The sequence below is a fragment of the Pseudomonas chlororaphis subsp. piscium genome (assembly GCF_003850345.1).
GTDB lineage: Bacteria > Pseudomonadota > Gammaproteobacteria > Pseudomonadales > Pseudomonadaceae > Aquipseudomonas > Aquipseudomonas piscium.
In genome coordinates, this window is the sequence record NZ_CP027707.1 from 4,987,230 (window position 1) to 5,005,230 (window position 18,001).

The following is an 18,001-nucleotide window of genomic DNA, read 5'->3' on the forward strand; positions in this document are numbered from 1 at the left end:
CGTGGGGCGCACGTAGGGCCAGATTTTTTGGTTTTCGCTAATGAGTTCAGCGCCGGCTGTAGCGCGCCACCAGGCGGTCGCCGGTCATTTGCAGGGCCTGGACCAGCACCAGCAGAAGCACCACGGTGACCACCATCACGTCGGTCTGGAAGCGCTGGTAGCCGTAGCGGATCGCCAGGTCACCGAGCCCGCCGCCACCGATCACCCCGGCCATGGCGGTGTAATCCACCAGCACGATGGCCGTGACCGTGACCGCCGCCAGCAGCCCGCCACGGGCCTCGGGCAGCAGGGTGTGCCGAATGATCTGCCAGGTACTGCCGCCCATGGCCTGGGTCGCCTCCACCACGCCGCGATCGACTTCGCGCAGCGCGGTCTCCACCAGCCGGGCGAAGAACGGCGTGCAGCCCACCACCAGCGGTGGAATGGTCCCCGGTACCCCCAGGGATGTGCCCACCAGCAGCGTGGTCAGCGGGATCAACACGATCAGCAGGATGATGAACGGCAGCGAACGCAGCATGTTCACCAGCACCGACAGCACCCGGTAGACGCCCATGGACTCATGCAACTGGCGCTTGCCGGTGAGAAACAGCAACACCCCCAGCGGCAGCCCCAGCAGCACGGTAAAACCCAGCGCCGCGCCAAGCATGCTCAGGGTGTCGAGGCAGGCCTGGCCGATGTCGGCCCAATAGATGTTCTTGAACAGTTCGGCCATGGTTCAGGACCAGTCGTGACGCGGCGGCTTGACCCCGTTGAGCAGCCAGTTGCCGACCAGGTGATACTTCCAGCGCACCGGGTCGTGCAGGGTATGCACCCGAGCGTTGCGCCAGTGGCGGTCGAAGTTGTGCTGTTTCAGGGTCGAGCGGGTACCGCCCAGCTCGAACAGCTTGTTGCTGGCCTCGAGGGCGATTTCCGTGGTCAGCACCTTGGCCCTGGCCACCGCCAGCGACGCCTGGGCGACATTCTCCGCATCCGGCGCCGAACGCGCCGCATCCAGCACCTTGCCGGCGCGTTCGAGCAGGGCTTCGGCGGCCTCCAGGCGAATGTCCAGGGCGCCGACCTGAATGATGGTCAGCGGATCTTCGCTGGCCTTTTCCACCCCGGCGTCGATCCACGGCCGGGCGTGCTGCCGCACGAAGGTAATGGTGTCGCGCAGGGCCGCACGGGCAATCCCGGCGTCAATGGCGGCGGTAGTCAGCTGGGCAAAGGGGCCGGCCAGGGTCGGGGTCTCATAGGAGCGATAGGTCGGGAACAGGTTGAACGCCGGGACCCGCAGGTCCTGGGCCAGCACCGTGCCGCTGGAGGTGGTGCGCTGGCCCATGCTGTCCCAGTCGTCGAGCACCGCCAGCCCTGGCGTGCCACGTTCGACGAACGCCAACTGGGCTCTCTGCTCTTCGTCCAGGGCCAGCACCGCCAGCCAGTGGGCGTACAGCGAGCCGGTGCAGTAGCCCTTGCGACCGTTGATCAGATAGCCCTCCCCCGAGCGGCACACGGTGGCCTGGATGTCCTGCACGTTCTTGCCGCCGGTTTCCGACAGCGCATTGGCAAAACGATGGCCCTGCAACACCAGCGCGAAAAAGTGCGCCTGCTGCTCGGCGCTGCCTTGCAGGCGGATGTCTTCCAGCAGGCAGTAATGGTTCTGCGGGATCTGCCCCAGCGACGGGTCGGCCGCCGAAATGATCGCGATCACCTGGGCCAGCACCGCATAGGACACCTGGGCGCCACCGAACTCCCTCGGCACGCTGATCCCCCACAGACCGCTGTTGGAATACAGGTCGACCACCTCGGCCGGCACCTGGCGCGTGCGGTCGCGCTCGGCGTCCTGCTCCAGCAAGACGGCGGCGACCCGCTCGGCCACCGCCAGGGCCTCGGCGGCATCGCCAATCACATGGGCATCGGGGGAGTGAATGGGGTACTCGGCAGATTCAGGCAAGGCAGGCATACGACGCTCTCGGGCGAATGAAGGGTTGCCTGGCTCATTGCAGCTTCTGTGCCGGAAGATTTACCCCCAAAAATCAGGGATTTATGCCCACCAAAGGACTCACGCCCCCCAGGCTTCGGGCAAATTGCTGGATCGCTGTTGGCCACCGAACACCCAGGACTGTTGCCCGAGCAACACCTCGTCGGCCCGCGCCGGACTGCCGGCTACCCGGGCCTATAGTGAACCGACTGGAAACGGAAACCGGCCAGGTTCACTTCGACGAACACCCAGACAAGAAAGGAGAACTGAGATGAGTGTCAAACCCATCCCCGAGGGTTACCCCAGCATCACGCCCTACCTGGGGATTACCCAGGCGGCCGAGGCTATCGAGTTCTACAAGAATGCCTTCGACGCCATCCAGGTCATGCGCCTGGACATGCCCGACGGCAGTATCGGCCATGCCGAACTGCGCATCGGCGACTGCCCGATCATGCTGGGAACGCCCTGCGACCAGGGGCCATTGAGCAATCCCGATAAATCGCCCGCCGTCGGTCTGCACCTGTACGTCAACGATGTCGACCAACAGTTCGCCCAGGCCATCGCCGCCGGCGCCCAAGTGGTGTCCGAGGTCAAGGACCAGTTCTACGGCGACCGCAGCGGCACCCTCAAAGACCCGTTCGGCCACCTGTGGTTTCTCGCCACCCGCAAGGAAGATTTGAGCGAAGAGCAGATCAAGCAGCGGGCCGTGGAGATGTTTCAACAGCAGGAATAAGCGCTGTGCCTGAAAACCCTTGATCGCGGGCAAGTCGGATCGCCGCCCGCTCGCTCCTACAGACGCGCGTTCCCTTGTAGGAGCGAGGCTTGCCCGCGATAGCGCCCCCCAGATTAGATCAATGCCCGCCGGCCTTTGCCCTGCCATTGGTCGCGCGGAAACATTTACTTTCATATCGTCTTTCGGGATTTACGATTCTCATTCGTCTTAATTAGATGCAGCAGGTCGCGTTGGCGAAGGCTACGCCGCGGGTTTCTCTCCGGGCTCAGCAGACGCCCGCGGCTCCACTCCTCGAATCAAGACGCGTGCTCAATGTCGAAGAAGTCCCGCTCGAAAATCTGGTTTCTCGTTCACAGCTGGCTGGCGCTGCCCATCTGGTTCTTTGTGCTGATCGTTTGCGTCACCGGCACCCTGGCCGTGGTCAGCCAGGAAATCGTCTGGCTGGCCAACCCCGACATCCGCGCCAGCAAACCCACAGGCGACGCCCAACCGCTGAGCTACGACCAGATCGTCAAGGCCATCAAGCAGGCCGAACCGCAGACCCTGGTCGATAGCATCAGTACCCCCGACGAAGCGCATTTCGCCCTGACCGTGGGCGTCAATTACCCCGATGGCCGTTCCGTCGAGGTCTATGTCAATCCGTACACCGGCGTCATCCAGGGCGTCAGCCCACAGTTCAACTTCCAGGCCTTCACCCGCGCCCTGCACGGCTGGTGGCTGGTGCCGTTCACCAACGGCTATAGCTGGGGCTGGTACCTGGTGTCGCTGCTCGGTCTGCCAATGCTGGCTTCGCTGGTCACGGGCCTGGTGGTCTACAAGAAGTTCTGGAAGGGTTTTCTCAAGCCGACCCTGCGCCTGCGCCACGGCGCGCGGATTTTCTGGGGCGACTTCCATCGCCTGAGCGGTATCTGGTCGATCTGGTTCATCGCGGTGATCTCCATCACCGGCACCTGGTTCCTGATCCAGGCGATTCTCGGCGACAACCAGATCACCATTTCCAGCGAACCCATAGTTCCGGTGATCGCCCGCGAAAGCGTGCCGACCTCGGCCGACGGCAGCCCCGCGCCGATGATCGGGGTCGATGAAGCCATCCGCCTCACCACCCAGAAGATCCCGGGTTTCGACGTCGGCTTCGTCATGCTGCCGAGCAATGCCTACAGCCACCTGTTCATCGGCGGCCGCGGCTGGTACCCGCTGATGTACCAGACCGCCAACCTCAACCCGTACACCGGCTCCATCGATACCACTCACCTGCTGTCCGATCGCTCGACCCTGGAGTTCGTCACTGAATCCATGCGTCCACTGCACACCGGTGATTTCGGCGGCCTCTGGATCAAGCTGATCTGGTGCTTCTTCGGCCTGCTGCTGAGCATGATGGTGCTCAGCGGCCTGCTGATCTGGACCAAGCGCACCGCCCTGGCCACCGCCGCGGCTCTCAAACGCAGTAACAAGGCACCGCGCCCCGCCCTCGCCCAGCGCCCGATTGCGGCCCTGCACACCGATACGCCGGAGGGCAACCTGTGAGCAAGACAGACAACCCAATGCCGGTTTCGCCCCTGCGCCAGTTCTGGCTGAAATGGCGTTTCCACCTGAACATCCTGCTGTTGCTGATCCCCCTCGGCTTCATGCCCAAGTACTTTGCCGACGCGGCGCTGGCCCGTGGCGACAGCGGCCTGGGCGAGCGCGAGGTGGGCGAGGTGCAGGTCGGCCCCTGGAGCCTGCGCCTGGCCGAACTGCGTAACGAAGCGCCGCAACTCCAGGGGCCGGCCGGTTATATGAAAGGCTTCAATGCCGCCCTGTGCGACGCCTGCATCGACCAGGTCAAAGCCACCTACCTGCGCATCGGCAAACCCCGCAGCCTGCGCGCCGCCGGGGTGATTTTCTTCGGCACCCCGTACCGCATGGGGGCCAGCCTGCCCGTTGCGGAAAAGACCAAACCCGACGCCGAGCTGTGGATAACCATGGAAGGCTGGGACGGCAGCATGCACCAGGCGGCCATCCCCCTGGGCCAGGCATCCCCGGCCACCCTCGCCTGGCTGAACCAACAAGGAGGCAAACCATGATTGCTGTACCCACCGCCCGCCTGCGCCTGCTCGGTGCCGGCGCGATTCTGCTCGCCAGCGCTGTGTTCAGCGGCGGCGCCCTGGCCCACAACCCGATGTGCGAGTGCAAGCAGATCGACGGCGAGCAGATCCGCTGCACCGGCGGCTTCTCCGATGGCAGCGGCGCCCCGGGGGTGACCCTGGACGTGATCGGCTACGACGAAACCATCCTGGTGCCCGGCAAGCTGGGCGCCGACTCCACCCTGACCTTCAAGAAACCCGACGCCGAGTTCTACGTGCTGTTCGACGCCGGCCCCGGCCACGTGGTCGAGATCGACCAAGCCGACATCGAGGCCCCATGAGCACCTCCACCCCCCAAGTCGTGCGCCCGGCCGGCGCCGGCCATGAAACCCTCTACGTCCTGCTGCTGTGCCTGCTGATCCTCGGCGTGGCCGGCTCCGTGGTGCTCTGGCGCGGCGAAACCCGAGAAGTGGCGAGCGTCGACAGCCATCAACTGGACGCCCGCCGCGACCTCACCGCCGGCGAACAGGGCCTGTACGCCGACCTGCGGGTGACCCTCGACGAAATCCGCCTGCTACGCGAAGAAGCCCAGGCCCTGCCGACGCCCGAGCAACTGGCCGAGGAAGGCTTCGCGCCCTTCGCCCAGGACGCCAGCTCGGTGAGCCGTGGCGGGCATGTCTGGCAACTGCGGCAACAGGCCTATGTCGGCCTCAGCCAGGACAACGCAGTGGCCGGTTCATTGCTGATGCGTATCGCTGCCGACCCGAGCGCCGCCCCGGACATCTGGCTCAATCGCGGCCCGTCCCTCGCCGCCCCCGACGACCTCAGCGACGCCGCCCTGGCCAGTGCCGGCTGGCAGCAGGTGGTCGCGCAATTCGATGCCGGAGTGACCCGCCAGCATCGCCACTGAACCCACGCATTCACCCGAGAGAAGACCGCTAGCCCATGCCTATTTCATCTCAACGCCGCCCGTTCCTGCGGGTGCTGCTGGTCAGCCTGTTCGCCCTGTTGCTCAGCCCTCTCGCCACGGCCGACCAGGCCAAGCGCCTGCGTATCGGCATCACCCTGCATCCCTACTACAGCTACGTGGCCAACATCGTCGGCGACAAGGCCGACGTCGTGCCGCTGATTCCCGCCGGCTTCAACCCTCACGCCTATGAACCGCGCGCCGAAGACATCAAGCGCATCGGCACCCTGGACGTGATCGTGCTCAACGGCGTCGGCCACGACGACTTCGCCGACCGCATGATCGAGGCCAGCGAGCGCCCGGACATCCCGGTGATCGAGGCCAACCAGAACGTGCCGCTGCTGGCCGCCACCGGCATCGCCGCGCGCGGCGCCGGCAAGGTGGTCAACCCGCACACCTTCCTGTCCATCAGCGCCTCCATCGCCCAGGTCAACAACATCGCCCGCGAGCTGGGCAAGATGGACCCAGCCAACGCCAAGGCCTACACCCAGAACGCCCGCGCCTACGGCAAGCGCCTGCGGCAGATGCGCGCCGACGCCCTGGCCAAGCTGACCAAGGCGCCCAACGCCGACCTGCGGGTGGCCACGGTGCACGCCGCCTACGATTACCTGCTGCGCGAATTCGGCCTGGAAGTCACCGCCGTGGTCGAACCGGCCCACGGCATCGAGCCCAGCCCGAGCCAGTTGAAAAAGACCATCGACCAGCTGCGTGAACTGGACGTCAAGGTGATCTTCTCCGAGATGGACTTCCCCTCCACCTACGTCGACACCATCCAGCGCGAGTCCGGGGTAAAGCTGTACCCGCTGTCGCACATTTCCTATGGCGACTACAGCGCCGAGAAGTACGAGAAGGAAATGGCCGGCAACCTCGACACCGTGGTCCGGGCGATCCAGGAGGCCGGCGCATGACCGCCCTGCACAGCCTGGCCCGCGGCCCGTCCATCGAGTTCGACCAGGTCAGCCTGACCCTGGGCCGCACCACCATCCTCGACAACGTCAGCTTCAAGGTGCAGCCCGGCACCCTGCATGCCCTGGTCGGCCCCAACGGTGGCGGCAAGAGCTCGCTGATCAAGACCCTGCTCGGGCAGATGCCCCACCAGGGCCAGTTGAGCCTGCAATGGCCGGGCGAACCGGGGGTGATCGGTTACGTGCCGCAAGCCCTGGAATTCGATCGCGGCCTGCCGATGACCGTCGACGACTTCATGGCCGCCATGTGCCAGCGCCGCCCGGCTTTCCTCGGCCTCAGCCGGCATTACGCCAAGGCCATAGGCGAGGCCCTGGAACGGGTCGGCATGCAGGACAAGCGCAAGCGGCGCATGGGCGCCCTGTCCGGTGGCGAACGCCAGCGGGTGCTGCTGGCCCAGGGGTTGATCCCGGCGCCGCAACTGCTGGTGCTGGACGAACCGATGTCGGCCCTCGACGAGGCCGGCATCCAGGTCTTCGAGCGCCTGCTCGGCGACTGGCGCCAGGCCGGCATCACCCTGCTGTGGATCGAACACGACCTGGAAGCGGTCGGCCGCCTGGCGGACCGGGTCACCGGCCTGCATCGCCGGGTTCTGTTCGACGCTCACCCGCAACAGGCGCTGACCCCGGAACGCCTGCTGACGCTGTTTTCCACCCACCCGCGCAGCGCGGACGTCGTCAGCGGGAGTGTTGCCTGATGAGTTACGAAGCCTTTCGTTTGATGATCCAGGGCTGGGCCTCTTCCGGTTACCTGCCGGAAGCCCTGGCCTATGGTTTTGTGGTCAACGCCCTGCTCGCCGGATTGCTGATCGGCCCGGTGCTGGGCGGCCTGGGCACTTTGGTGGTGGTCAAGCGCTTCGCCTTCTTCTCCGAAGCAGTGGGCCACGCGGCGCTGACCGGCGTGGCCATCGGCATCCTGCTCGGCGAGCCCTACACCGGCCCGTATGGCAGCCTGTTCGGCTACTGCCTGCTGTTCGGCATCCTGCTCAACTACCTGCGCAACCGCACCGGCCTGGCGCCGGACACCCTGATCGGCGTGTTCCTGTCGGTGTCCCTGGCCCTGGGCGCCAGCCTGCTGCTGATCCTCGCCGGCAAGATCAACGTGCACATCCTGGAAAACGTGCTGTTCGGTTCGGTGCTCACGGTCAACGGCAACGACCTGCTGGTGCTGCTGATCGTCGGTGCCCTGGTAATGGGCCTGAGCCTGCCGCTGTACAACCGCATCATGCTGGCCAGCTTCAACCCGCAACTGGCGGCGGTGCGCGGCGTCGCGGTGAAGACCCTGGACTACCTGTTCGTGATCCTGGTGACCCTGATCACCGTGGCCGCGGTGAAAGTCATAGGCGCGATCCTGGTGGGCGCCCTTTTGGTGATTCCGGCGGCGGCCGCGCGCCTGTTGAGCCAGTCACTCAAGGGCTTTTTCTGGATATCGGTGCTGATCGCCACGGTCAGCACCCTGTGCGGCATCCTGCTGCCGATCCTCTTCGACCTGCCCGTCCCCTCCGGCGCCGCGATCATCCTGGTGGCCGGTGTCGCCTTCGCCCTGGCCGCCATTGCCCGCGGCATTGTCCCCAGCCTCAAAGGGAATATCGGATAAATGCACAGTTCATTACGTCACCTGACACTACCCTTGACCATCGCCCTGGCCCTCGGCGGGCTGAGCAGCGCTCCGGCCCTGGCCCAGCCGGACCGTTTCGAACCCATGCGCGTCACCGCCAACCAGAGCCTGGGCACCACGGCGCTGCACAGCGCCAGCTCACACAAGCCGCTGACCGTGCTGGCCTCGCTACCGGTGACCTTCGGCCTCGGCCAGTTGCTGCTGCAAGGCACCGATGTGCAGCTCGAACGCGCCGCCCCCGATAACCTGCCGGGCTCGCGCCAGACCGCCTACTTCACCGGCCGCGGCGCCCCGGCGCTGCACAAGCTGGCCCTCGACGCCGACGCGGTGATCGGCCTGCGCTCGATCTGGCCGGACGACCCGCTGTACCCCAACGCGCGGCGCAGCAACATCCGCATCGTCGAAGTCGATGCCGCGCGCCCGGTGGACGGAGCCCTGCCCGGCGTCGCCCTGCAACCCGGCAAGAGCGATGGCCTGAACAGCCAGCCGTGGCTGTCGAGCAACAACCTGGGGCGCATGGCCGATGTGCTGGCCGCCGACCTGGTGCGCCTGGCCCCCGCCGCCAAACCGAAGATCGACGCCAACCTGGCCAGCCTCAAGCAACGCCTGCTCAAGCTCAGCGCCGATACCGAGGGGCAACTGGCCAATGCCGACAACCTCAGCGTGCTCAGCCTCAGCGACCACTTCGGTTACCTGGTCAGCGGGCTCAACTTGGAGCTGCTGGAGATCGACGCCCGCGCCGACAACGAGTGGACGGCCGAAGCCCTGCAGCAACTGCAAGCCCGACTCAAGGACAACGACGTGGCCATCGTCCTGCATCACCGCCAGCCATCCGATGCGCTCAAGGCCGCCATCAGCGCCGCCGGCAGCCAGTTGCTGGTGCTGCAAACCGACAGCGCCGACCCGCTGGTGGAGCTGGAGAGCAATATCGGCCAGATCACCAGTGCCCTCGCCCCGAAAACCTGACCCACCACGCCCCGTAGGAGCGAAGCTTGCTCGCGAAAGAGGCTACGCGGAGTAACTGGATACCGCGTCATCGTTCATCGCGAGCAAGCTTCGCTCCTACAGAAGAAATGCGCGGCTTACAAATTCCCCCAAGAATCGCCCGCCTCACCGGTGCTAGCCTGCTGCTCCCATTGAACGGACAGGAAGCCCCGCCATGAGTGACTACCTCAAGCTCAACCAGGCCAACTGGGACGAGCGCGCACCGCTGCACGCGGCCTCGCCGGACTACCAGGCCCAGATGTTTGTCGACGACCCGCGGCACCTGTCCGAAGTGGTGCGGTTCGACCTGCCGCTGCTGGGGGACATCAGCGGCCTGCGCGGCGTGCATCTGCAATGCCATATCGGCACCGACACCCTGTCGCTGGCCCGCCTCGGCGCGCGGATGAGCGGGCTGGATTTCTCCCCCGCCTCCCTGGCCGAAGCCCGTAGCCTGATGGCGCGCACGGGTACGACTATCGAGTTCGTCGAGTCCGACGTCTACAAGGCCTCCGAAGTACTGCCCAAGGGAGCCTTCGATCTGGTCTACACCGGTATCGGCGCCCTGTGCTGGCTGCCCAGCGTCGACACCTGGGCGCGTAATGTCAGCGAACTGCTCAAGCCCGGCGGCCGGCTGTTTATCCGCGAAGGCCACCCGATGCTCTGGGCCCTGGACGAAAGGCGCGAGGATGCGCTGCTGGTGGAGCTGCCCTACTTCGAGCACAACGAACCGCTGGTGTGGGACGACGACAGCACCTACGTCAGCACCGACCGGCCGCTCAAGGCCACGGTGACCCACTCGTGGAACCACGGCCTGGGGGAAATCGTCAGCGCGCTGCTCAAGCACGGCCTGCAGATCAGCGGCCTGGTGGAACACCAGAGCATCCCCTGGGACGCCCTGCCCGGGCAGATGCGTTGTGACGAGCAAGGCGAATGGCACCTCAAGGAAGCGCCCTTGCGCCTGCCACTGAGCTACACCTTGCAAGCGGTCAAACGCCCGATCTGACACCCACAAAAAAGCCCGCCGGACCTGAAGATCCAGCGGGCTTTTTACATCACCTACATCCCCTGTAGCCGCTGCCGAGCCTGCGAGGCTGCGATCGACTGCGCAGCAGGCGCAAAACCTGAGAATGCGTAAAGTCTGACTAACCGCGCTGGCCCCGTTACGGCCGCTTCGCGTCCGAGCGCAGCCTCGCAGGCTCGGCAGCGGCTACAGGTCAGTCAGTTGGCGGCGGCCTGGGCGTCCATCTTCTGCCGCAGGCTCAGCGGGCGCATGTCGGTCCACACCTCTTCGATGTAGGCCAGGCACTCCTTCTTCAAGCCGCTCTTGCCCACGGTGCGCCAGCCTTGTGGCACGGCCTTGTAGTCCGGCCAGATCGAATACTGCTCCTCATGGTTGACCACTACCTGAAAGAGGATGTCCTCGCGGTCAAATACTGAAGTCATTACGTGTCTCCATCGCTGTAAGGCTCGCTGCGCTGAACGCGCAGCGGTTGTGAATAAGGAACGTTCAAGGCCTGCGGAAAATTAGAGGCTGGCGACCGCCGCCGCCAAAGCCCGGCTGAAAATATCCGCCACCTGATCGATTTCCGCCGCGGTGATCACCAGCGGCGGCAGGAAACGCACCACGCTGCCATGGCGTCCGCCCATTTCCAGGATCAACCCGCGTTTGAGGCATTCACGCTGCACCAGCGGCGCCAGGCGGCTGAACTGCGGCGGATGGCCCAGGGCGTCTTTCTCGCCGGCCGGGTCCACCAGCTCGATCCCCAGCATCAGGCCACGCCCGCGAATGTCGCCCATCTGCGGGAAGTCGCGCTGCAGGATCCGCAGGTGCTCGCGCAAACGCTCGCCCATGGCGGCGGCATGCTCGGCCACCTTGTGCTCCTTGAGGTAGCGCATTACCGCGGAACCGGTGGCCATGGCCATCTGATTGCCACGGAAGGTGCCGGCATGGGCGCCCGGCAGCCAGGTGTCGAGCCAGTCGCGGTAGACCACCACCGCCATCGGCAGGCTGCCGCCGATGGCCTTGGACATCACCACCACATCCGGGATGATCCCGGCGTGCTCGAAGGCGAACATCTTGCCGGTACGACCGAAGCCGCTCTGGATCTCATCGACGATCAAGGCCACGCCGGCCTTTTCAGTAATGCGGCGCACGCCGCGCAGCCAGTCGAGGTCGGCGGGAATCACCCCGCCCTCGCCCTGCACCGCCTCGACGATGATTGCCGCCGGCAGTTGCACGCCGGCTTCCGGATCGCTCAGCAGGTTTTCCAGATAGCTCAGGTTGGCCTTCACCCCCGCTTCGCCACCCAGGCCGAACGGGCAGCGGTAGTCGTAAGGGAACGGCAGGATCTGCACGCCGTTGGTCAGCAGCGCACCCAACGGCCGCTTCGGCCCCAGGCTGCCCATCAGGCTCAAGGCGCCCAGGGTCATGCCGTGGTAGGCGCCCTGGAACGACAGCACGGTGCTGCGGCCGGTGGCGGTACGGGTCAGCTTCAATGCCGCTTCCACGGCGTCGGTGCCGGTGGGGCCGCAGAACTGGATTTTCGCCTCGGCGGCCAGGGCGGGCGGCAGCAGGCCGAACAGGTCCTGGACGAACTGGTCCTTGACCGGGGTGGTCAGGTCCAGAGTCAGCAGCGGCAGCTCATCGGCCAGCACCTGCTGGATCGCCTCGATCACCACCGGGTGGTTGTGGCCCAGAGCCAGGGTGCCGGCACCGGCCAGGCAGTCGATGAAACGCCGGCCTTCGACGTCCTCGACATGAATCCCACGCGCCCGCTTGAGCGCCAGGGGAATGCGCCGCGGGTAGCTGCGGGCATTGGATTCCTGCTGGTTCTGCCGGGCCAGCAACGGCGATTCGGTGAACTGGTAAAGCGTCTCGGCCGGCGCGGCACTGGTCCGCGCGGGCTGATCGTCGACAAGGCTGGTAGCAACTGACATCTCTCGAATCCTCACGCTGATGAGTTGAGCGAAACCGCACACCACACAGGTACGCAGCCGGTTCAGCGCGCACTCGCAGGTTTTCCTGTTCTGGAAACGCATCAGCGACGAGAGGATTTACACCTGGGAGAGGTTTATTGCGTATCAACCATAAAGGTTGTGGCGAACATGAGAATGCCATCGCGGGCAAGCCTCGCTCCTACAGAAGAAGATCGTGAGTTTCTGTAGGAGCGAGCGGGCGGCGATCCGACTTGCCCGCGATAAAGGCGTCAGGCCGATTGCAGCGGCATGGTCAACTCGACCCGCAAGCCATCGGGCCGGCTGTCGAAATGCAGCACGCAGCCGCAGCGCTGGACAATCGCCTGGACGATGGCCAGGCCCAGGCCGCAACCGGTGCTCTGGCCGTTGCGCCAGAAGCGTTGGGTCAGGTGCTGCAAGTCATCCTCGGGAATGCCGCTGCCATGGTCGCGCACCTGGAAGCGCACGCGGTTGCCGAGGGTTTCCAGGTTCAGCTCCACCGGCGCATCGCTCGGGGTATGGCGCAGGGCGTTGTCCAGCAGGTTGCGCAACGCGGCGATGGCCAGCACCGAGGGCATTTCCAGCGGCGCCGCCGACACCCGCTCGTCGATATGCAGCCGGACCCGCTGCCGGGCACCGCTGGCGGCGTCCTGGATCGCGGTTTTCGCCACCTGTTCGGCATTGCACTGCACGCCGTCCTCGAACGACAGGCTGCCCTCGACCCGGGCCAGCAACAGCAGTTGCTCCAGGGTCCGGTGCAGACGGTCGGCGCCTTCTTCGGCGCGCGCCAGGGATTGATCGCGGGCCGCGCCGTCGGTCATGCGCGCCACTTGCAGGTGGGTCTTGATCGCCGTCAGCGGGCTGCGCAGTTCGTGGGCGGCGTCACCGGTCAGGCGGCGCTCGCGCTCGATGGTCTTGCCGATGCGCTGGAACAGCTGGTTCTGGGTTTCCAGCAACGGCCTCAGCTCGCTGGGCAACGGATGAATCTGCAAGGGTTCCAGGGAGTCGGCGCTGCGGCGCATCAAGGCGTCGCGCATGCGGTTCAGCGGCGCCAGGCCCTGGCCGATCCCCAGCCACAACAACCACAGGCAAGCCAGCAATGCCACGCCGACCGGCACCGAAGCGGCCAGCAGCACCGACAGGTTCAGCGCTTCGCGCTCGACCTGCCGATCGGCGGTGGTGATGCGCAGGTCGCCCCGGGCCAGCGTGAAGCTGCGCCAGCGCACGCCATCGATCATCTGGTCGTGAAAGCCCAGGCGTTCGGCTTCGAGTTTTTCGTCGGGGTGGTTATGGCTACGGGCGAGGATCTCGCCGCGCAGGGAGCTGACCTGGCAGGCCATGCCCCCGGGAATGTTCAGCTGTTCGGCACTGAAATGGGTGCCCTCGCCCTTGCTCGGCAAGGTCGGCAATTGTTCCAGCAGGCCAGCGACCATGCGCGCCGAAGCCACCAGGCGCTGGTCGAGGGAAAACATCATCTGGTTGCGCAAGTCGCTGAACATCCAGGCCGCGGCCAGTGCCCAAATCAGCACGAAGGCCGCGCCGATGGTCAGACTCAGGCGCAAACGCAGGCTCATCACTTACGACTCCTCCCCACCATCCGCCGGCCCCAGGCGATAACCCAGGCCGCGCACGGTCTCGACGATGCCGTTGCCGAGTTTGCGCCGCAGGTGGTGGATGTGCACGTTGAGGGCATTGCTTTCCAGTTCGTCGTTGAAGCCGTAGACGCTGTCCTTGAGCTGCTCGCTGGACAGCACCCGGCCGCGGTTGTGCAGCAGCGCCTGGAGCAGCGATTGTTCGCGCCGCGACAGGTCCACCGGTTGGCCGCCGAGCAGGGTTTCGCGGGTGCTCGGGTCGTAGGTCAGGCGGCCGTGTTCGATCAGGTTGACGCTGCGCCCCGCCACCCGGCGCAACAGGGTATGCAGGCGCGCCGCCAGTTCCCGCAGGTCGAAAGGCTTGAGCAGGTAATCGTCGGCGCCAGCCTGCAGGCCGTCGACCCGGTCGGTGACCGAATCCCGCGCGGTGAGGATCAGCACGGGGATTTCCAGGCCGTTGTGGCGCAGTTGCTTGAGCAGCTTCAGGCCGTCTTCGTCGGGCAGGCCGAGGTCGAGCACCATCACGTCGAATTCCGCCACGCCGAGCATGGCCCGCGCCGCCGAGGCCGTGGCCACGTGCTCGACCGTCAGGCCCTGGGCCGTGAGGCCGGCCATGATCCCGCTGGCAATCAGTTCATCATCTTCACAGACCAGTACGTGCATGGTGAAACCTGTAGAAAAGGGGTGCATTAAAACTATTGCCGATTAAGCCGACATTATGCCCGCACCGCCAGTGTCACAAGGCGTGCAGGGTTAATCATCGGTTAATCGCCGTCGGCCATTGTGCCCGTCACTTGCACCGGTTTAAGGCTTTTCCATGCGTCGTCTGTTCATCCTGTTGTTCATGCTGCTGTCGGGCCTGGCTCAGGCGGGTAACAACCCGTTCGAGGTCAAACCCGACTTTCTCCCGGTCGGCAAAGCCTTCGTCTTCACCTCCGAACGCCTGGCGTCGGGGGAAACCCAGCTGTTCTGGCAGATCGCCGACGGCTATTACCTGTATCAGCAACGGCTGAGATTCGACGGCCTGGCGGACGCGCACAAACCGGCCCTGCCCGAGGGCGAGGCCCATAGCGACGAATTCTTCGGCGCGCAGCAGGTGTATCGCCAGGGCCTGGAACTGAAAATCCCCGCCGGCGCCACCGGCAAGGTCAAGCTCGGCTGGCAAGGCTGCGCCGACGCCGGCCTGTGCTATCCGCCGCAATCCTTGGAAGTGGACCTGGGCGGCAGCCCGGCCACCGCTACCGGAGCCAGCACCGAGGCCAGCGACCAGGCCCTGGCCAGCGGCCTGCAGCAGCGAGCCCTGGGCTGGAGCCTGCTGGTGTTCTTCGGCCTCGGCCTGTTGCTGGCCTTCGCCCCCTGCTCGCTGCCGATGCTGCCGATCCTCGCCGGCCTGGTGGTGGGCAGCGGCGCCAGCCCGCGTCGCGGCTTCGCCCTGGCGGGCAGCTATGTGGTGTGCATGGCGTTGGTCTATGCCGCCATGGGCGTGCTCGCCGCACTGCTCGGCGCCAACCTGCAAGCCTTGCTGCAACAGCCCTGGCTGCTGGGCAGCTTTGCCGCGGTGTTCGTGATCCTGGCGCTGCCGATGTTCGGCTTCTTCGAGCTGCAACTGCCGGCGGCCCTGCGCGACCGCCTGGAAAACGCCAGCCGTTCGCGCCGTGGCGGCAGCCTGGTCGGCGCCGGGGTGCTCGGCGCCCTGTCCGGCCTGCTAGTGGGCCCGTGCATGACCGCGCCGCTGGCCGGCGCCCTGCTGTACATCGCCCAGAGCGGCAATGCCTTGCACGGCGGGCTGATCCTGTTCGTCATGGGCCTGGGCATCGGCCTGCCGCTGTTGCTGCTAGTGACGGTGGGCAACCGCTTCCTGCCCAAGCCGGGGCCGTGGATGAACCTGCTCAAGGGCGTGTTCGGCTTCCTGTTCCTCGGCACCGCCATCGTGCTGCTGCGCCCGGTGCTCGACGAGTCGCTGTGGATCGGTTTATGGGGCGCGCTGGCGCTGGTCCTGGCCTACACCGCCTGGCAGCAGATGCGCGCGGCCGGCCGTGCCGGTCACCTGTTCGGCGCAGGCTCGGTGGTGTTCGGCCTGTGGGGCAGCCTGCTGCTGGTGGGCGCCGCCGGTGGCAGCGACGACCTGTGGCGACCGCTGAAGGTCTACAGCGGCGGCAATGCCGTGGCGGCGGTCAGCGCCCACGACGCCTTCACCACCGTCAAGGACCCGGCCGCCCTGCAAGGCGCCCTCGACACCGCCAAGGCCCAGGGCCAGTGGGTGCTGCTGGACTACTACGCTGACTGGTGCGTGTCCTGCAAGATCATGGAGAAACAGGTGTTCGGCCAACCCCAGGTCCTCGAGGCCCTGAAGGACGTGCGCCTGCTGCGCCTGGACGTGACGGCCGACAACGCCGCCAGCCGCGAACTGCTCAACCGGTATAAAGTGCCGGGGCCGCCGAGCCTGCTGTGGATCGGCCCGGACGGCGAAGAACGACGCAGCCAGCGGATTACCGGCGAGGTAGACGCCGCCGGCTTCCTGCAACGCTGGACCGCTACCCGAGAAACCCGTTGATGCTGACCTTTACCATCGGCACCTTTGCCATCGCGCTCAACCACCTGCTGCTGATCAGTGCCCTGGCGCTGGCCACCTTTGTCGGCTGGCGAGTCGCCAAGCGCGGTGGCGAGAACCCGGAGTCGGTGCTGTTCGGCCTGTTCCTGCTGGGCATGCTGGCGGCGCGCATCGGCTTCGTGGTCGCCTACTGGAAGCATTACCGCCACGACCTGTGGCTGATCATCGACCTGCGCGATGGCGGTTTTCTGCCTTGGCCGGGAGCCATCGTCCTGCTGCTGGCCGCCCTCGCCTGGGGCTGGCGCCGCCCGGCCCTGCGCAAACCGCTGGGCGCCGGGGTCGGCAGCGGCCTGGCCTTCTGGCTGCTCGCCAGCCTGTCCCTGAGCATCTTCGAACAAGGCACGCGGCTGCCGGAAATCGCCTTGCGCAACGCCGACGGCGACACCGTGCAGCTGACCAGCTACCAGGGCAAACCCCTGGTGATCAACCTGTGGGCCACCTGGTGCCCGCCCTGCCGCCGGGAAATGCCGGTGCTGGAAAGAGCCCAGCAGCAGCGCCCGGACCTGACCTTCCTGTTCGTCAACCAGGCCGAAAGCATGCAGAGCGTCAGCACCTTCCTGGCCACACAGGAGCTGAACCTGAACAACGTGCTGTTCGACGGCAGCGGCCGCCTGGGCCAGGCCGTGGGCTCCATGGCGCTACCGACTACGCTGTTCTATAGCGCTGACGGGCGCATGCTCGGCAGCCACCTCGGCGAGCTGTCCGAGGCCAGCCTGGCCCGCGCCCTGGAACATTTCGACCGACCGCATTCGACCACGGCCACGCAGGCCGCCCCTTCAAGGAAACTGCCATGCCCTTCATCCGCCACCTGCTGAGCCTGTCCCTGGGCGCGGCTCTGCTCCAGGTACCGCTGCTGCACGCCGAAGAACTGCCCCTGGCAATCAAGAACATCGAAGCCAAAGGCGCCAAGATCGTCGGCAGCTTCGACGCCCCGGACGGCCTCAAGGGTTATGCCGCGCAGTACCAGAACCGTGGCATGGCCCTGTACCTGACCCCGGATGGCAAGCATGTGCTGCTGGGCAACCTGTACGACGCCGACGGCAAGGACCTGAGCGCCGAACCGCTGCAGAAACTGGTGTATGCGCCGATGGCCAAGGCAGTCTGGGCCAAGATGGAAAAGAGCAACTGGATCGCCGACGGCAAGGCCGACGCACCGCGCGTGGTCTACCTGTTCAGCGACCCCAACTGCCCCTACTGCAACATGTTCTGGGAACAGGCGCGGCCCTGGGTGAACGCCGGCAAGGTCCAACTGCGGCACATCATGGTCGGCATCATCCGCGAAGACAGCCCGGGCAAATCCGCCGCCCTGCTGGCCGCCAAAGACCCGCAGAAAGCCCTGCAAGACCACGAAAAAGCCGGCAAGGGCAGCAGCCTCAAACCCCTGGACAAGATCCCCGCCGAAGTCCAGGCCAAGCTCGACGCCAACATGGCGCTGATGGACGAACTGGAGCTGTCCGCCACCCCGGCGATCTTCTACATGGACGACCAGGGCGAACTGCAACAGCAACAAGGCGCGCCGGCGCCGGGCAAGCTGGTGAAGATTCTCGGGCCTAAATAAG

The 18,001-nt window shown here is 65.9% G+C and carries 19 protein-coding genes; 13 read left to right on the forward strand and 6 right to left on the reverse strand.

The annotated features are described in order from the left end of the window. Positions 1–46 precede the first annotated feature (46 nt). Together C4K38_RS22325 and C4K38_RS22330 are read right to left on the reverse strand one after the other, a co-directional pair. Positions 47–712 (reverse strand): methionine ABC transporter permease, encoded by a 666-nt coding sequence (locus tag C4K38_RS22325; protein WP_053280246.1) that lies wholly within the window; start codon positions 710–712, stop codon positions 47–49. Between the two features lie 3 nt (positions 713–715). Then, on the reverse strand, positions 716–1,939 hold the full coding sequence (locus tag C4K38_RS22330; RefSeq protein WP_053280247.1) for an SfnB family sulfur acquisition oxidoreductase: 1,224 nt from the start codon (positions 1,937–1,939) through the stop codon (positions 716–718). A 289-nt stretch (positions 1,940–2,228) separates the two neighbouring features. On the opposite strand from C4K38_RS22330, the gene C4K38_RS22335 reads away from it, so the two are divergent. From C4K38_RS22335 to C4K38_RS22380, 10 genes are all read left to right on the forward strand, one after another. Continuing rightward, positions 2,229–2,690: a VOC family protein gene (locus C4K38_RS22335; protein WP_053280248.1), complete on the forward strand. Its 462-nt coding sequence runs from the start codon at positions 2,229–2,231 to the stop codon at positions 2,688–2,690. 312 nt (positions 2,691–3,002) lie between these two features. After that, positions 3,003–4,214 carry a PepSY-associated TM helix domain-containing protein gene (locus C4K38_RS22340; protein ID WP_053280249.1) on the forward strand — a complete coding sequence of 404 codons (1,212 nt, stop codon included), beginning with the start codon at positions 3,003–3,005 and terminating at the stop codon, positions 4,212–4,214. 17 nt (positions 4,215–4,231) lie between these two features. Then, positions 4,232–4,753 (forward strand): PA2404 family protein, encoded by a 522-nt coding sequence (locus C4K38_RS22345; protein ID WP_053280250.1) that lies wholly within the window; start codon positions 4,232–4,234, stop codon positions 4,751–4,753. Next, positions 4,750–5,094, forward strand: coding sequence for a hypothetical protein (locus tag C4K38_RS22350; protein WP_053280251.1), 345 nt, complete (start codon positions 4,750–4,752; stop codon positions 5,092–5,094). Before C4K38_RS22345 ends, C4K38_RS22350 begins: the two co-directional genes overlap by 4 nt. Next, positions 5,091–5,663, forward strand: a complete 573-nt coding sequence (locus tag C4K38_RS22355) for a DUF6162 family protein (protein ID WP_053280252.1) — start codon at positions 5,091–5,093, stop codon at positions 5,661–5,663. The genes C4K38_RS22350 and C4K38_RS22355 overlap by 4 nt, the downstream gene beginning before the upstream one ends. Before the next feature lie 35 nt (positions 5,664–5,698). Continuing rightward, the gene (locus C4K38_RS22360; RefSeq protein ID WP_053280253.1) at positions 5,699–6,628 is read left to right on the forward strand and encodes a metal ABC transporter substrate-binding protein; all 930 of its coding nucleotides are present in this window, start codon (positions 5,699–5,701) and stop codon (positions 6,626–6,628) included. Further along, positions 6,625–7,380 (forward strand): metal ABC transporter ATP-binding protein, encoded by a 756-nt coding sequence (locus C4K38_RS22365; RefSeq protein ID WP_053280254.1) that lies wholly within the window; start codon positions 6,625–6,627, stop codon positions 7,378–7,380. The genes C4K38_RS22360 and C4K38_RS22365 overlap by 4 nt, the downstream gene beginning before the upstream one ends. Further along, positions 7,380–8,279, forward strand: a complete 900-nt coding sequence (locus tag C4K38_RS22370) for a metal ABC transporter permease (RefSeq protein ID WP_009044895.1) — start codon at positions 7,380–7,382, stop codon at positions 8,277–8,279. Before C4K38_RS22365 ends, C4K38_RS22370 begins: the two co-directional genes overlap by 1 nt. Continuing rightward, complete coding sequence (locus C4K38_RS22375) at positions 8,280–9,266, forward strand: metal ABC transporter solute-binding protein, Zn/Mn family (RefSeq protein ID WP_053280255.1); 987 nt, start codon at positions 8,280–8,282, stop codon at positions 9,264–9,266. Positions 9,267–9,459: 193 nt separating this feature from the next. After that, positions 9,460–10,287 (forward strand): class I SAM-dependent methyltransferase, encoded by an 828-nt coding sequence (locus tag C4K38_RS22380; protein ID WP_053280256.1) that lies wholly within the window; start codon positions 9,460–9,462, stop codon positions 10,285–10,287. A 215-nt stretch (positions 10,288–10,502) separates the two neighbouring features. Here the strand turns inward: C4K38_RS22380 and C4K38_RS22385 are convergent, their stop codons facing one another. From C4K38_RS22385 to C4K38_RS22400, 4 genes are all read right to left on the reverse strand, one after another. Further along, positions 10,503–10,727, reverse strand: a complete 225-nt coding sequence (locus tag C4K38_RS22385; RefSeq protein ID WP_053280257.1) for an MbtH family protein — start codon at positions 10,725–10,727, stop codon at positions 10,503–10,505. An 81-nt stretch (positions 10,728–10,808) separates the two neighbouring features. Beyond that, positions 10,809–12,221, reverse strand: coding sequence for an aspartate aminotransferase family protein (locus C4K38_RS22390; protein ID WP_053280258.1), 1,413 nt, complete (start codon positions 12,219–12,221; stop codon positions 10,809–10,811). 269 nt (positions 12,222–12,490) lie between these two features. Next, a complete protein-coding gene (locus tag C4K38_RS22395) occupies positions 12,491–13,813 on the reverse strand; it encodes an ATP-binding protein (RefSeq protein ID WP_053280259.1) in 1,323 nt (440 codons plus the stop codon). A 3-nt stretch (positions 13,814–13,816) separates the two neighbouring features. After that, positions 13,817–14,494: a response regulator gene (locus tag C4K38_RS22400; RefSeq protein WP_053280260.1), complete on the reverse strand. Its 678-nt coding sequence runs from the start codon at positions 14,492–14,494 to the stop codon at positions 13,817–13,819. Positions 14,495–14,648: 154 nt separating this feature from the next. Between C4K38_RS22400 and dsbD the strand changes: the two genes are divergently transcribed. From dsbD to dsbG, 3 genes are read left to right on the forward strand one after another with little or no spacing between them, the layout of a single operon-like run. Next, positions 14,649–16,385, forward strand: coding sequence for a protein-disulfide reductase DsbD (dsbD, locus tag C4K38_RS22405; RefSeq protein WP_053280261.1), 1,737 nt, complete (start codon positions 14,649–14,651; stop codon positions 16,383–16,385). After that, the gene (locus C4K38_RS22410; protein ID WP_053280262.1) at positions 16,385–17,257 is read left to right on the forward strand and encodes a TlpA family protein disulfide reductase; all 873 of its coding nucleotides are present in this window, start codon (positions 16,385–16,387) and stop codon (positions 17,255–17,257) included. Before dsbD ends, C4K38_RS22410 begins: the two co-directional genes overlap by 1 nt. Next, positions 17,233–18,000 (forward strand): thiol:disulfide interchange protein DsbG, encoded by a 768-nt coding sequence (dsbG, locus tag C4K38_RS22415; RefSeq protein WP_025805423.1) that lies wholly within the window; start codon positions 17,233–17,235, stop codon positions 17,998–18,000. The genes C4K38_RS22410 and dsbG overlap by 25 nt, the downstream gene beginning before the upstream one ends. Position 18,001 lies beyond the last annotated feature (1 nt).